This is a genomic window from Serratia quinivorans (assembly GCF_052113645.1).
Lineage (GTDB): Bacteria > Pseudomonadota > Gammaproteobacteria > Enterobacterales > Enterobacteriaceae > Serratia > Serratia quinivorans_B.
Genome location: NZ_JBIEIU010000001.1, coordinates 109,694 through 124,233 on the forward strand (window position 1 = coordinate 109,694; position 14,540 = coordinate 124,233).

Annotated in this window: 11 protein-coding genes and 1 riboswitch; of the genes, 3 read left to right on the forward strand and 8 right to left on the reverse strand. The window is 54.5% G+C overall.

All coding sequences use genetic code 11. The features are described 5' to 3' along the window. The first annotated feature begins 127 nt into the window (after positions 1-127). Complete coding sequence (locus ACGS9J_RS00450; RefSeq protein WP_442229152.1) at positions 128-301, forward strand: hypothetical protein; 174 nt, start codon at positions 128-130, stop codon at positions 299-301. An 84-nt stretch (positions 302-385) separates the two neighbouring features. Here ACGS9J_RS00450 and ACGS9J_RS00455 read toward each other — a convergent pair whose 3' ends face one another. Beyond that, positions 386-2,812: a DUF3772 domain-containing protein gene (locus ACGS9J_RS00455; protein ID WP_442229153.1), complete on the reverse strand. Its 2,427-nt coding sequence runs from the start codon at positions 2,810-2,812 to the stop codon at positions 386-388. A gap of 477 nt (positions 2,813-3,289) precedes the next feature. On the opposite strand from ACGS9J_RS00455, the gene ACGS9J_RS00460 reads away from it, so the two are divergent. Next, positions 3,290-5,023, forward strand: a complete 1,734-nt coding sequence (locus ACGS9J_RS00460; protein WP_442229154.1) for an ABC-F family ATP-binding cassette domain-containing protein — start codon at positions 3,290-3,292, stop codon at positions 5,021-5,023. A gap of 51 nt (positions 5,024-5,074) precedes the next feature. Here the strand turns inward: ACGS9J_RS00460 and ACGS9J_RS00465 are convergent, their stop codons facing one another. From ACGS9J_RS00465 to ACGS9J_RS00495, 7 genes are all read right to left on the reverse strand, one after another. Further along, positions 5,075-5,722, reverse strand: coding sequence for a TetR/AcrR family transcriptional regulator (locus ACGS9J_RS00465; protein WP_442229155.1), 648 nt, complete (start codon positions 5,720-5,722; stop codon positions 5,075-5,077). A 41-nt stretch (positions 5,723-5,763) separates the two neighbouring features. Further along, complete coding sequence (locus ACGS9J_RS00470; RefSeq protein WP_442229156.1) at positions 5,764-8,868, reverse strand: multidrug efflux RND transporter permease subunit; 3,105 nt, start codon at positions 8,866-8,868, stop codon at positions 5,764-5,766. A gap of 228 nt (positions 8,869-9,096) precedes the next feature. Further along, positions 9,097-10,473 (reverse strand): cation diffusion facilitator family transporter, encoded by a 1,377-nt coding sequence (locus tag ACGS9J_RS00475; protein WP_442229157.1) that lies wholly within the window; start codon positions 10,471-10,473, stop codon positions 9,097-9,099. 26 nt (positions 10,474-10,499) lie between these two features. Further along, positions 10,500-10,679 (reverse strand): hypothetical protein, encoded by a 180-nt coding sequence (locus ACGS9J_RS00480; protein ID WP_442229158.1) that lies wholly within the window; start codon positions 10,677-10,679, stop codon positions 10,500-10,502. A 110-nt stretch (positions 10,680-10,789) separates the two neighbouring features. Next, the gene (gene mgtS, locus ACGS9J_RS00485; RefSeq protein ID WP_442229159.1) at positions 10,790-10,882 is read right to left on the reverse strand and encodes a protein MgtS; all 93 of its coding nucleotides are present in this window, start codon (positions 10,880-10,882) and stop codon (positions 10,790-10,792) included. Between the two features lie 142 nt (positions 10,883-11,024). Continuing rightward, positions 11,025-12,044 (reverse strand): magnesium transporter, encoded by a 1,020-nt coding sequence (locus ACGS9J_RS00490; protein ID WP_442229160.1) that lies wholly within the window; start codon positions 12,042-12,044, stop codon positions 11,025-11,027. A 75-nt stretch (positions 12,045-12,119) separates the two neighbouring features. Further along, positions 12,120-12,293, reverse strand: a riboswitch (M-box (ykoK) riboswitch). A 277-nt stretch (positions 12,294-12,570) separates the two neighbouring features. After that, positions 12,571-13,404 carry an oxidoreductase gene (locus tag ACGS9J_RS00495; protein ID WP_442229161.1) on the reverse strand — a complete coding sequence of 278 codons (834 nt, stop codon included), beginning with the start codon at positions 13,402-13,404 and terminating at the stop codon, positions 12,571-12,573. A gap of 109 nt (positions 13,405-13,513) precedes the next feature. On the opposite strand from ACGS9J_RS00495, the gene ACGS9J_RS00500 reads away from it, so the two are divergent. Then, entirely contained in the window at positions 13,514-14,452 is a 939-nt protein-coding gene (locus tag ACGS9J_RS00500; protein WP_442229162.1) for an AraC family transcriptional regulator N-terminal domain-containing protein, read from the forward strand. The last annotated feature ends 88 nt before the right edge of the window (positions 14,453-14,540 follow it).

Sequence of the window (14,540 nt, forward strand, 5' to 3'; positions counted from 1 at the left end):
CTCAGCTCGGTTGTGAAATTGGTTTCACCCGGTGCGATATAGACTCTATCTATAACGCATCATTGAGCGGCCTCCTCCTGTTTCAGGACATATACTTAAAGGAGTGTTCAGATCGGAGGTAAGTGAGATGAAAACGATTATCCCCCTGTTTTTGATGCTGATGCTTTCCGGCTGTATGGGCGGTGGCGGCCCACAGGATGTGCCGCCACCGCCGGTACATAATGATCCACAAACCTGCAATAACACCTCCGCCAGCGCCAACAGCGACTGTTCCCAGTCCGTGGTGCCGGCCATGCACTGACGCACAATGCGGGCTGCGGTCAGACTTCTACCCGCAGGCCCGCCGCTTTTCCGTCTTTCGTCGCCCGTGCGTTGCGGCACCGAATTACGACGACTGTTCCTCGTCATTGATCAGGTTTTTCGCCTGCTGTTTCATAAACACCACTTCCTGCGGGCTAGACATGCTGACGCGGTGCGCCCGCAGCAACTTGAGGATATTGAACAGCAGTTCGCTTTTGGTCGAGCCGACCATACGCGGGCTGGCCACATAGCCGGTCACGCTGAGGATAATGCCCTCCGGGCCGAGCTGGCTGAAGCGAACATAGGGCGCCGGGGCATCCAGAATGGCTTCATAGTCCTGGTAAGCGCTCAGCAAGATATTGCGAACCTGCTCCGGATCGATATCCGTCGGGAAGGTCAGCGCAATGGTCACGACGCCCTGTGCGTTCCCCATGGTGGCGTTACGCACGTTCTGCGAGATGAGCTGGGAGTTCGGCACAATCATCGTCGAACGGTCGCTCAACTGAATTTCGGTGGCGCGCACATTGATGCGACGCACATCCCCCTCCACGCCGCCGATGCCAATCATATCGCCGACTTTTACCGGCCGTTCGGTCAGCAGGATCAGACCGGAAATAAAGTTCTTCACGATTTCCTGCAGACCAAAACCGATACCGACCGACAGCGCACTGACGATCCACGCCAGGTTGCTCCACTGGATGCCCAGCGCCGCCAGGGTGATCAAGATCAGCAGCACATAGCCCACATTGCTGAACAACGTCACCAGCGAGGCCCGGATCCCGATGTCCGCAACAGTTTTTGGCAACAGTTCCTGGCTTAACCAGCGCTGGGTCACCCGCAGAATATAGATGCCAATGGCCAGGCAAATGACCGCATTGATCAGGTTGCCGGGCACAATGTTCAGCCGCTGTAGCCCTTCACCGCTCAGGATGGCGATGATCTTGTCCAACAGCGAATTAGGCGTTGTGGTGCCGAACGAGCCGTTGAACAGCGAGACAATCATCAATAACAGCAGCGAACACTTGGCGATGGCGGTGAAGATGATCGCCATCTGCTCCAGGTGGCGCTCCTTAAAATTAAGCGACTTCTTCAGCATTTTGCCGCTGGCAGTCTGCGGCGAGAAAAGCGCCCCGCACAGGTCAGTGACGAACAACAGCAAGAAATAGAACGCCATCAGCACCAGCGAGATCCAAATCACCTGATAGGTCAGAAAGCGAGCAAAGGCAATATACCCTATCAGCAGCGAGAACAGGATCACCGTCGAACACACCAGGGTGCTCATGTGCAACAGGCCGCTGATGGTGGAGCGTTTTTCTACGTGCTCGCCCTGCTGTTCCAGCCGGCGACGGATACGCTGGGAGCGTAATGGCATCGCCAACAGCACCATGCCAATTAAACCGGCAACCAATCCATTGCCGAAAATGGTGGTGCTGAGGCTGGCGCTGACCACGTTGTTGATCAGCTCCACGGTGCCGAACGCCAGCGCCAGTCCCGCCAACAGCGGCGAGAAATAACGCAGGCCGGAAGCCACGGCATTATCCAGCGAGGCCAAACGCCATGACGGCCGGTTGAGGGATAGCGTCGCACGGCCCAGTCCGGCGATCAGCGCGCAGAAGATCCCCAGCCGGTTAAAGCCCTCGGCAAAGTCTTCCAGCATCACCGGCAGCGGTTCCACACGAGTAAAAGTGATATACAACAGATTCAGCGCAATGCTGGTAGTGATCACCGTAACGCTGACGGTCATCATCGCCATAAAACTGCGGCGTAAACGCCCGTCCGGCAAGAAACGAATGCTCGCCCAGGCCAGGAAACGCTCGGAAAAATAGCGCCCCCAGGACCAGATAACTACCGCCAACACCAGCAGCCCCAGGGTGCCGTAACGGAACTCATCCTGCCAACTGGCGTCCCATGCCTGTTTCATCGCGGTATTAAACTGATCCAAGCGCTGAACGTCGTTATCCGCCGGCTTCACCACCGGTGACCAAAACTTGGCGCCCAGCACGCTTCCGGTGTTCAATGCCAGTTGAGTTTTGAACGCCACACGCCGTAAATCACTGATTTGCTGCCCCAGATCCAGCACGCCGGTTCTCATGTCCTGAGCCCGTTTTACCGCGTCGTCGAGTTGCTTTTTACTGTTATTCAAAGCATTGCGCTGCTGCACCACCGCCGCTGTTTCCGCCAGCGAGCCGGCGGCAGGTTGTGGGCCCAGCACGTCCAGTTGTGCCTGCAGCTTTTCTTGCGCCGGTTGCAAATCGGTGGCCAGCTTATCCAGCCCTGCCGCCAGATTGTCGGTGGTCAGCTTCAGTTTACTGAGCTGGTTATCGTTACTGGCTTTAGAAACCTGTTGTTTAATACTGTCCAACTGTTTCTGGTAGTTTTTCAGCGCGGTGGCCGGATCCGGCTGGCTTTCGGCGACCGGGGCATCATCCTGTGCGGCGACGCTGGTCAGCGGCACCCACTGCAAGCCAAACAGCAGGAACAGGAAAAGAATAATCTGGCGGGGCTTTAACATAAATTCGGTGCTCAGCGTTTGCATGATAGACAGACGAAACAAGCGGGCCGGTATTTACCGACCCGCTTGGCTAATCATAAACTGAGATTATGATAACTGCTTAATCTCCGCTTAAATATCAGTATTACTCCCATTCAGCACGATTCTCATTGTGACAACGTCACTCTCTGTGCACTGGCTTGTAATGCCTGATAATCCGACTAATACGCAGTAGCGCAACCGGACAAAGCCCCCTATACTCAGCTCATTCATTAACCAACGTTATAAAAGGAGGATTACTATGCCGATGTGTGAATTGTTTTTTTACTCACACTTCTATAGTAATTGCCGCTGCTCAAGCATTACCGGTATCGTGCTGCGATAACCCAGGCTTGAGCGAAGCTTACTAAAATTTGAGTCCCTTCCCTCCGGCTTACCGGGTTGTCGTCAGCGATGTTTGACGATAGGCAGTTGTCTGCCTGTAACTCTGAGTAAGCAATGAGCACACTACTTTCCGCATTATCTGTCGGTTACGACAACAATTTCGGCCCTCTGTTGGTTGAGGTTTCCTTCAGCCTGAAAAAAGGCGACCGCATCGGTTTAATCGGCCACAACGGCTGCGGCAAAAGCACCCTGCTGAAGATCCTCAGCGGCGATCTGCCCGCCGGCTCCGGCAGCGTGACCCCCGCTCAACAGTGCCTGATGGCACGGGTGGAACAGCACCTGCCTGAAGACCTGCATGATTGCAGCCTGCTGGATGCGGTACTGGCGCGCCTGCCGGACAACCAACGCGTCAGTGAAAGCTGGCAAGCTGAAGTCCTGCTCGGCAGTCTGGGGTTTGCGCCACCGTCATGGACGCTGACCGCGGGCACACTGAGTGGCGGGCAGCATACGCGCCTGCTGCTGGCGCGTGCGTTAATTCGCCAGCCCGACCTGCTGCTGCTGGATGAGCCCAGCAACCACCTGGATTTACCCACGCTGCTGTGGCTGGAGCGGTTTTTGCAAAACTGGTCCGGCAGCTTCGTGCTGGTTTCCCACGATCGTCAACTGTTGGATCAGGTCACCAACTGCACCTGGATCCTGCGTGACAAAACCCTGCAGTTCTTCCGCTTGCCCTGCACCGCCGCACGCAAGGCACTGGAGGAACAGGATGAGGCGGATGCGCATCGTCGCCAGGCGGAGCAGAAGGAGATCGACCGGGTGGCGAAAAGCGCCCAGCGGCTGGCCGTGTGGGGCCAGGTTTACGATAACGAGGATCTGGCCCGCAAAGCCAAGCAAATGGAAAAGCGCGTTGATCGGTTGAAAGAACAGCAAACCACCTTGAGCGCAGGCAGCCAGTGGCGGCTCAGGCTAAAGGGCGAAGCGCTGGAGGCCGATCGCCTGCTGGCACTGCCGCCACTGGGCGTGCGCCCGGCGCCGGATGCACCGGTGTTGTTCAGGCTGGCGTCGTTGCGGGTCAAAAGCGGTGACCGTATCGCCATTGTTGGCCGCAACGGCTGCGGTAAATCTTCGCTGCTGCATCATCTGTGGCGGGAATACCAGGACCCGAGACAGCGCGAAACGGTTTTCCATCCCAGAGTGCGCATCGGTTATTACGATCAGAGCCTGCAGCAACTGCACGACAACGACAGGCTGAGCGATGCCCTGTCGCGGTTCGCGCCGTTGACGGAGGAACAGCGAAAAATGGCGTTGATAGGTGCCGGATTCCCTTATCTGCGCCATCACCAGCGTATCAGCACCCTGAGTGGCGGCGAGCGCTCGCGCCTGCTGTTTGTCGGCCTGACGCTGGCCAACCACTCGCTGTTGTTGCTCGACGAGCCGACCAACCACCTGGATATGGAAGGCAAGGAAGAGCTGGCAGAGACCCTGCGTCAGTTTGAGGGCGCGGTGATGCTGGTGACGCACGACCGGATGTTGATTGAAAATAGCTGCAACCGTTTCTGGCTGATTGACCACCAACAGCTGGAAGAGTGGCAGGATCTGGAACCGGTCTACACCCGGCTGGCAGCAGAGCCTGACGCCGTGCCGATGGCGGCCGCGAACCTGCATCCCATCGGCAATAGGATGCAGCATGACCATGAAAACGAGGAACGGCTGTTGGCCGCGCTGTTTGAACTGGAAAGCAAATTGCAGGAGGATCTGGCGCGTAAACCCAGGCATCAAAAGGTGCAGTTGCACCAGCAATGGCGCGATGAGATTGCGACGCTGACCGCCCGGTTAAATTTGGACTAACCTTCACAGGTCGCCTGCGGGCGACCTTTTAGTCTGCCTGAATCAGAGGCCTCACCGGGCGCTGTCATTCTCTGTTGGCACTTCATTCCGATAGCCCCAACCACGCAGAAAAAGAGCCACCGCGACGTCGGCCAACTTTTGCAACTCGGCTTTGCCCGGCAGTTCGTCAGACAACAGCGCAGCAGGAAACCCATACCCCATCACCGCACCCAAAAAAGCCTGCGCCTGCAAATCGACATTGCTCAGCGTCAGTTGCCCTCGTTGCTGCGCACGCTGCAATAAGACAACCAATCCCTGCAGCACTCGCCCGGACTCGCGCTGTTGCAGCGTGGCGTACAATTCCGGCCGTTGCTGCAACAGTTGGATCAACAGCCGCTGGAAATGAATGTTTTTCTTTTGGTAAAAATGATCCTGCACCACCGCAGCGAAACGCCCCAGCACCAGCGGAAGATCCTGCGTATCTCCGGCCATAATGGCATTCAGCGGTGGCTGCATCATCTCCTTCATGTAGCTGAAGGTCTCGAGCACCAGCGCATCTTTCCCCGGGAAATGGTTATACAGCGTTTGCCTGGTGGTTCCGGCCTCGGTGGCAATCATATCCAGCGAAATGTCCAATCCCTGAGTCAGAAACAGCTCGCTGGCAGTGGCCAAAATACGCGGTTTGGCCTTCATCGGACGCCCCGGTTGCCGGTTATTCATGGTGAACTCACTCCTGCCACGCAAAGATCATGTCGAAAGGATTATTTTTTGCTTTTTAATCGTGCCAGCCCTTGTTTCACCAGCACAAAAAACAGCGGTACAAATAACAAGGCCAACAGTGTGCCAGAAATCATGCCGCCGATCACCGCAATCCCTATCTCACGTCGGCTGGCGGCTCCGGCCCCCACCGAAAGTGCCAGCGGGATCACCCCGGCGACGAAGGCCAGCGACGTCATCACAATGGGCCGCAAACGCAGACGCGCCCCCTCCAAAGTCGCCGCCAACAGTGCTTGCCCAGATTTCATCTGCGACTCGGCAAATTCAATAATCAGGATGGCATTTTTGGCGGAGAGGCCGATCGTGGTCAGCATACCGACCTGGAAATAAATGTCGTTTTCGTAACCGGCCAGCCGCGTAGCGACCACCGCACCCACAATGCCCAAAGGAATAATCAGCATCACCGCGAGGGGGATTGACCAGCTTTCATACAATGCCGCCAGGCACAGAAAAATAAACAGCACGGAGGCCAGATAAACCCACAGCGTTTGCCCCGCGGCCACCTGTTCCTGGTAGGACAACCCGCTCCACTCAAGGCCAAACCCGGCGACGTCCTGGATAATGTTTTGCATCTGGGTCATCGCCGTGCCCGAACTTTCGCCCAGCACCGCCGCCCCTTGCAGCTGCGTCGCCGAAAGTCCGTTAAAGCGTTGCAGCATTTGCGGCCCGGAAAGCCAGCGTGTGGTAGCGAAGCTCGCAAATGAAGCCATGCTGCCGCTGCTGCCGCGAACGAACCACTGGTTGATGTCATCAGGTGCCGAGCGCGAGGAGGAATCCCCCTGCATGTAAACGCGCTTCACCCGGCCGCGGTCGATAAAATCATTAATGTAAGCCCCGCCCCAGGCAGCAGACAGCGTGTCGTTAATGTCCGACTGCTGTAGCCCTTGCGCACTGGCCTTCTGCTGATCGATATCCACCTGAAGCTGCGCTTTGTCTTCCAGACCGTTAACCCGCACCGCCGTCAATAATGGGTCATCGCTCGCCGCGGCAATCACCTGCTGCTGCGCCAACTGCAATGCATCGTGACCGGCATTGCTTTGATCCTGCAGCCATAGCTCAAAGCCGCTGGATTGCCCCAGGCCACGTACGGCTGGCGGTGACAGTACGTTGACTTGCACATCACGACTGCCTTTAAAGTGCTGATTGGCGCGAGCAATGATCGCCTGCGCCGTATTTTCACTGCCGTCGCGCAAATCCCAATTTTTTAACTCCGCAAATGCCATACCGACATTCTGCCCGCTGCCGGCATTGTTGCGTCCGACCACCATAAAGATCACGCTCAGGTTTTCTTTTTCTTCGGTCATAAAGTAGTCGGCAATGGCGTCGGCGGTTTCCTGGGTTTTCGCCATTGGGGTGCCGGGCGGCATGGAGAACTGCACCATGACTGACCCCTGATCCTCTACCGGTAAAAAACCCGTTGGCATGCGGATATATTGCCATGCCATCAAGCCGGTAATCAGCAGTGCAACCAGGCTATAAAACCCTTTGCGCGCCAGAATATGCGTCAGCCAACGGCTGTAGCCCTGCTGACTGCGATCAACCGTGCGGTTAAAGCGGGTGAAAAACCATCCCCGTTTGCCGTGACCTCTTGGGCGAAGCAAACCGGCGCATAATGCCGGCGTCAGCGTCAATGCCACCACTACGGACAGCACCATGGATGAAACGATAGTGATGGAAAACTGACGATAAATAATGCCGGTCGATCCGCCCAAAAACGCCATCGGGATAAACACCGCGGACAGCACCAGAGCGATGCCAATCAGCGCGCTGTTGATCTCACCCATCGAGCGCAGCGTTGCCTCCTTAGGGGGCAATCCTTCCTCCTCCATGACCCTTTCCACGTTTTCTACCACCACTATTGCGTCATCCACCAACAGACCTATAGCTAACACCATGGCAAATAACGTCAGGGTATTAATGCTGTACCCCAGCAGCGCCAAAATGCCAAAGGTCCCCAACAGCACCACCGGTACGGTGATCGCCGGGATCAGCGTGGCTCGCCAGTTCTGCAAGAACAGATACATCACCACCACCACCAGGATAATGGCCTCGATCAGCGTCTGTACTACGCCCTCAATGGACACTGTGACAAAAGGCGTGCTGTCGCGTGGATAAGCCACTTTTAACCCATCGGGAAACTGGGGGCTCATGCGTTCAACCTCAGCCCGCACACTTTCCGCCACCGCCAGCGCGTTTGCGCCCGAGGCCAACTGAATTGAAATCCCGGCCGCCGGGTAACCATTCAGCCGGGTTTGGTTCTGATAATTCTCTGCACCAATTTCCACCCGAGCGACATCCCGTAAATACACAGCGGAACCGTCGGTGTTGGTGCGTAAAATGATGTTGCTGAACTGCTCGGGCGTTTGCAGCCTCGACTGCGCGGTAACAGTCGCATTCATGGCCTGACCGGGTTCTGTCGGCAGCGACCCCAGCTCGCCGCTGGTCACCTGGGCATTTTGCGCCTCAACCGCCGCTTGAACGTCGGACGGCATCAGGCCGTAACTGGTCAAACGTAAAGGATCCAGCCAAATGCGCATCGCATATTGCGCGCCGAATACCGTCGTCTCGCCAACGCCGTCGACCCTGCTCAGCGGATCCTGCAGTGAGCTGACCAGAAAGTCATTGATATCAACATTGTCCATACGCCCACTGGTATCGTACAGCGCCACCACCATCAGGCTGTCTCCCTGAGACTTGGTGACGGTAATGCCCTGCTGTTGCACTTCCTGCGGCAGCCGCGAGTTAGCCTGATTGACCGCATTTTGTACCTGAACCTGAGCGATATCCGGATCGGTCTGTTGATCGAAGCTCAGGCTGATGCGCGCCTGCCCGGCAGAACTGCTGGTCGAGGAGAAGTACAGCAGGCCATCGATCCCTTTGATTTGCTGTTCGATCACCTGAGTTACGCTGTCCTCTACCGTTTTGGCCGCGGCCCCAGGATAGTTGGCGGTAACGGTAACGCCGGGCGGAGCAATATCCGGATACTGCTCCACCGGCAGCGTCAGCAATGCCAAAACACCCGCCGCCATAATGCAAATAGCCAACACGGCGGCGAATACCGGTCGAAATACAAAGAAATGCGCCAGCATCGCTTACCCTCCTCTCTGAATGAAGGGGATATGGCACATCGATATACACAGATGGCCCGCTGGCTTTGGGTCGCTTTTCATTGAGAACCTCGTGACTCGCCTTAGTTTATTTACTTTACAGTAAAGTAAATAAACTAAGGAAACAAGCGAACGAATCCATCCGGTTTTATCCGTATTGCATGAAAGGAGTTGGGATCGGGTGTCCGCACGACGGGCCACCCTGTGGACTTAGACGCCGGGCTTGATCGGTTCCACGTGCCCTACCGCCCGCGATATGCTGGGATAAAGGGCGCGCAACTGACGTTCAATGCTGTCCACCGCAGCATGCGCCGACACAATAGAAGCCGCCGGGGAAACCCGACAATGAAAGTTAACGATAACGCCGTCCGCCGTTTTGCGGGCACGAACGTTATGCACATCCTGCACCATCTCGCCGTTCTCCACTGCCGTCTGCAACAACTGGCGAATGTTCGCCAGCTCGTCCAATGCCACATCTTCGCTGGCGATCCAGTGATGTGTCTGGGGTTCCAAGTGAGTTTCGATCTCCGTTTCCTCGCCAATCGCTTCTCGCAGCAGCGTTTCTATCTCGCTGGCGATATCGTGGGCCTGCGCCACGCTGGCACTGGCCGGTACCGCCAGATCCATGCTGATCGACATACGTTCAGGCAGTTGCTGCAGCGCCAAGTTTTGCACTACCGCCCCGTGGTTGGCGGCGATCACCCGGATGCGGGTCGCCATGTCTTCATCGCTACGGGTTTGCGGGTTGGCAATCACCGTGGCCTCGGCATTGGCATACTGCTGTTCCAGGCGTTCGGCAATGGCCTTTTTCAGCGTGTTGATACGCTCCAGCGGCAAGGTACGACAGACGGCGACGGTGACTTCAATAAACAGAATGGCGCCGGCGTTGCGGATGCGAATATTCTCGGTGGCCAGTATCGCGGGGAAGCTGTCGAGCAAGGCGCTGATTTCTTCCTTGGCCCCGGCGGGCGCGGTATCCATCAGCGAATCGAATGAACGTTTACCCAATTTCAGCGCTGCCACGATGATAAAGCAGGCCACAATCAATGCCGCGATGGCGTCTGCACGGGTGAACCCCAGCATGACGAACACCATCCCCAGCAACACCACGGCGGAAGCGAGCATATCGGAAAAGAAGTGCAGTGCATCAGCCTCCAGCGCCGCACTGTCGGTAGCCTTGGCCACGCGGTTCAGCGCCCTGACCCGGAAAAAGTCGACCACAATCGAGATCAGCAGCACCGCGATCACCACCGGTGCCGCGACAATTTCATGCGCTTCCCCCAGCAGGCTTTTTCCGGCTTCATAAAAAATCCAGCCTGCGGCTGCCAACAACAGCAGCACTTCAAACAACGCCGCCAGGTTTTCGACCTTACCGTGCCCAAAATGGTGGTCATCATCGGCCGGTTTATCGCTGATGCGCACCGCCAGCCAGGTAATGCTGGTGGCGATAAAATCGGTGAAAGAGTGGATCCCTTCAGAAATAAGACCAATACTGCCGGTAAAAATACCGGCAATAAATTTCCCGCTCGCCAATAGCCCGCTGGCTATCATGGAATTTCTGGCAACGGATTGTTTTTCATTTTGCATATTACGGCTCACATTCAAAGGGGCATTCATTTCTTTATTTTAGTTGAGTATTGCCAGGCTAAAGCAACCAGCAGCATACTACCCGAGAATGTCAGCATTAAACTAGAAAGAAATTCTGATTTTCCGGTTGAATAAAAATAAATCTCATTCACACCAACGGCAATCATCAAAATGGCATAGAGCAGACCAAGAATAGAAATAATCATTATCCCATACTCCCCAAAGCCGCATTAAGCGGTCAGAGTTTAATCGCATCCTCCCCGTCGCAAATAAACCACTTCGGGGAGGATGCATCCAGGCGGATCTTTAGCGTTCATTAATCATCCCATTTAGTGCTCATATAGGCGGCTAACAGGCCCAGCGAGCTGACAATGCTCAGGAATCCTACAAAAAGTGTCATATTTCCCATTATTTTTTCCTCAGTTAACGGTTATCGATAGAAACCTCTTTAATTAAAAAACGGATTAATTTCGTGTTCATGGATATTTACCTACCTCCTGTACAGTGAGCGTTAATTCCCATTCCGGCAGCGACACGGAGCGGAGAGCCTTTTATATTCCCAGTACGTACTGGGCAATTTTGAAGTAAATAATCAAACCGGTACCGTCAATAAAGGTGGCGATAAAGGGGGCCGACACCACTGCCGGATCAATACCCAACCGCTTAAGCAACATCGGGATAATCGATGAGACAATGGCACTCCAGACGGTAATCGCCACCAGCGACAGACTGACCACCAGGGTGACGTCCATGCCCACGCCCATGATCCAGGCGCGTACCCAGGCGGCGACGCCGATGGTCACGGCTATCAGCAACGAGGTCGAGACCTCTTTGCGGATCACTGCCCCCAGGTTACGCAGGCTGACCTCACCCAGCGCCATGGCACGAACCAGCGTCGAGGTGATTTGGGTGCCGCTGTTACCCCCGGTACCGATCAGCAACGGAATGAAGAACGCCAGTGCGATCGCCGCTTCCAGCTGCTCTTCGAATGCTTTGAGCACATTGCCGGTATAAGCTTCGGCGACAAACAACATCAGCAACCACACAGAGCGCTTTCGCCATAAGGCCCAGGGGCTGGTCTCCAGATAAGGTTTGTCCAGCGGCAGGCTCGCACCCTGACGCTGAGCATCCTCGGTATTTTCGTCTTCAATCAACCGGGCGATTTCTCTTTCCCCCAGCACGCCCACCAGTGTTTTATTCACCACCACCGGTACCACGTCCAGCCCGCCCTTGCTCAACAAATGGGCCACGTCATTGCGATCGTCATCGGGAGAAACCTGGAAATAGCTGTGATTGATCATCACCCCAACGGCTTTATCATCGTCTTCGCATTGCAATAATTTTTTAACCGACAGCGTACCACGCAGATGATAATCATCGGCGGTGACAAACAGCTGCGCGGGAATTTCATCTGTTTTTAGTTGAGAAAGAAAATATTCCTTGGCTTTATTCACCGTCATATTTCCAGGGACGGTAATAAAATTGGCGTTCATATAGCTTGCGACCGAGGACTCATCCAGAGTTTCGGTGTGGGCCAGCGCCGGGGATAAGTGATTTTGATGTGACTTCATTATGTTAGTCCCTATTTCTGTTTAAACTTCAACAGCGAATCGCATAGGGGCGTTAACCACAGAGGGAGTGCAGAAAGCCTATCTCCGCGTCCAGGTTTTAGCACTATACAACGTATCTGATGTGTACATCAGAAGTTACTTTGGGCTGAACCTTAATCCGATAAAGCCTGTCTTAACCTTGGGCATCTCTCGATGTCGTCAGATCAGTAACCTGTGTTTGTATAGGAGCCTCGCCAAACGAGATACTGCATATAAACTACGGGAGGCAGTATAGGCGTGGTTTTTTATCCTCGGGTGAAAATCTGGCTCGTCGTTGATGAAACATTTAGAAAAAACATTTCGCCAGAAAATAATAAAACGTGGGCCAGAACAATCCTAACCCACCTTATTCACCCTCAATGTGCGAGGATATGCACACGATTTTGTCAGCAATCCCGATGGCAAACATCGCCAAATCGCGGAGTCACTGACCAACTGGCCGGCGGCGGAAAGAACATGCCCATGCGCCCTGCCAATCAAGCCACCATCAACCATCCGTCGATTTTGTTAATTCTTCCCATTGGGCGATCTCCTGACTCAACGCGGCAAGCTTTTGCTGCACCAGGTTTAGCGCATCGCTTCCTAGCAACAAATGCGTCGGTGGATTATGGCTTTCAATCAACCTCAACATAGCCTGGGCTGCTTTAACCGGGTCGCCGAGTTGTTTACCACTTTTTTCCTCACGAGCCTGGCGAATGGGATCGAATAACGCATCATAGTCCGTGATACTACGAGAGCTGCGTATCATCGAACGACCGGCCCAGTCGGTGCGAAACGATCCCGGAGCCACCGCAGTCACATGAATGTTAAAGGGTTCAAGCTCTTTGCTTAATGTCTCCGATATCCCTTCCAGTGCAAATTTACTGCCGCAGTAATAGCTGATGCCGGGCATGGTAATGTAACCGCCCATTGAGGTGATATTGATAATATGGCCGCGACGTCGCTGTCGCATAAAGGGTAATAACGCCTTGATCATCGCTACAGCCCCGAAGACATTCACGTCAAACTGACGGCGCATTTCATCCAACGGGGATTCTTCCATTACGCCTTCATACCCGTAACCGGCATTATTGACCAGTACATCAATCGGCCCGATTTGAGTCTCGGCATCGGAAACCACGTCATCCATGTCAACGTAATGAGTGACATCCAGTACGTAGGCAAAGGCATTATTCGGATGTAAAGCTTCGAACGCCGTTTTCGCCGAGGCGGTACGCACTGTGCCGATGACCCGATAGCCATCGGCCAGCGCCGCCTGCGCCAGTGCACGACCTAATCCACTGGATACCCCGGTAATTAATATCGTTTTTGAATCAGCCATTTACTGCTCTCCGCGAATATATATGAAATGACATAATATTCTCGACACTAAAGAGTTTTAAGGCCTTATAATCTGTATTTATTGCCCAATATTATGAGTTTTAAGTTTTATGAGCAGAGAAAAATCACAACAGAAAATGGTGCAATTGCTGCAAGCCTTAGCCCCGCAGGAAGGCTACAACCTTACCGCACTACCCGATGTACGCATCTTGCGATCCGATCGTCCACTGGCACGTACGCCAGTACTGTATGACCCTGGGATCGTCATTGTATGCCAGGGGACGAAGCGCGGTTTTTTCGGTGATCAAATCTATGTTTACGATCAACAGCATTACCTGGCGGTGTCAGTGCCGGTCCCCTTTACCATGGAATCCAGCGGATCGGCGGAACATCCGCTGCTGGCGATCTATATGCATCTTGATTTCAATATTGCGACACAATTAATGTTGCAACTGGAACAGCAGGCGGTTCCTTTTGAAGCCCGGGCGGCGCAGAGCATGATGTCGAGCTCAGTCGATGCCTGTTTAGGTGACGCCATACTGCGTTTTCTTAACGTGCTGAACCATCCACTTGATGCAGTGATACTCGGCAAGTCACTGGTGCGTGAGATTTATTATCGCGTATTGACCGGCCCGCAGGGCAGCGCATTACGGGCGGCTCTGACATTACAGGGGAAATTCGGCAAAATAGGGAGAGCCTTGAGCCATATACATTCGCACTATGCGCAGCCGCTAACCTTGGGTCAGCTTGCAGCGATAGCCAGTATGAGCGTACCGACGTTTCACACTCATTTTAAAACCATCACCAACCAGTCTCCGATGCAATATGTGAAATCTGTGCGTTTGCATCAGGCACGCATATTAATGGTGCGTCAGGAAATGACGGCCGTCGCAGCCTGTTACGCTGTCGGCTATCAAAGCGCCTCGCAGTTTAACCGTGAGTTCAAACGCTTGTTTGGTTTGCCACCGGCAGAAGAAATCAAACGCATGCAATGTCATTTCGCGGTGCCGCCTGCGCAGCCGGCATCTGTCTATGTTTCGTCACATTAGTCCCGCTTTACTGGAGTGGCGTAATGGAAGCGGAACCGCGAACCACAACGATAAAACCTATCGCAACCATCGTTAAGTAAAAACCCCT

What these genes read in the sequence shown, in the direction of transcription:
- ACGS9J_RS00500 (WP_442229162.1), top strand. Translation starts at nt 13,514, where the DNA reads ATGAGCAGAGAAAAATCACAACAGAAAATGGTGCAATTGCTGCAAGCC.
- ACGS9J_RS00450 (WP_442229152.1), top strand. Translation starts at nt 128, where the DNA reads ATGAAAACGATTATCCCCCTGTTTTTGATGCTGATGCTTTCCGGCTGT.
- ACGS9J_RS00480 (WP_442229158.1), bottom strand. Translation starts at nt 10,679, where the DNA reads ATGATTATTTCTATTCTTGGTCTGCTCTATGCCATTTTGATGATTGCC.
- ACGS9J_RS00495 (WP_442229161.1), bottom strand. Translation starts at nt 13,404, where the DNA reads ATGGCTGATTCAAAAACGATATTAATTACCGGGGTATCCAGTGGATTA.
- mgtS (WP_442229159.1), bottom strand. Translation starts at nt 10,882, where the DNA reads ATGGGAAATATGACACTTTTTGTAGGATTCCTGAGCATTGTCAGCTCG.
- ACGS9J_RS00460 (WP_442229154.1), top strand. Translation starts at nt 3,290, where the DNA reads ATGAGCACACTACTTTCCGCATTATCTGTCGGTTACGACAACAATTTC.
- ACGS9J_RS00475 (WP_442229157.1), bottom strand. Translation starts at nt 10,473, where the DNA reads ATGCAAAATGAAAAACAATCCGTTGCCAGAAATTCCATGATAGCCAGC.
- ACGS9J_RS00455 (WP_442229153.1), bottom strand. Translation starts at nt 2,812, where the DNA reads ATGTTAAAGCCCCGCCAGATTATTCTTTTCCTGTTCCTGCTGTTTGGC.
- ACGS9J_RS00465 (WP_442229155.1), bottom strand. Translation starts at nt 5,722, where the DNA reads ATGAATAACCGGCAACCGGGGCGTCCGATGAAGGCCAAACCGCGTATT.
- ACGS9J_RS00470 (WP_442229156.1), bottom strand. Translation starts at nt 8,868, where the DNA reads ATGCTGGCGCATTTCTTTGTATTTCGACCGGTATTCGCCGCCGTGTTG.
- ACGS9J_RS00490 (WP_442229160.1), bottom strand. Translation starts at nt 12,044, where the DNA reads ATGAAGTCACATCAAAATCACTTATCCCCGGCGCTGGCCCACACCGAA.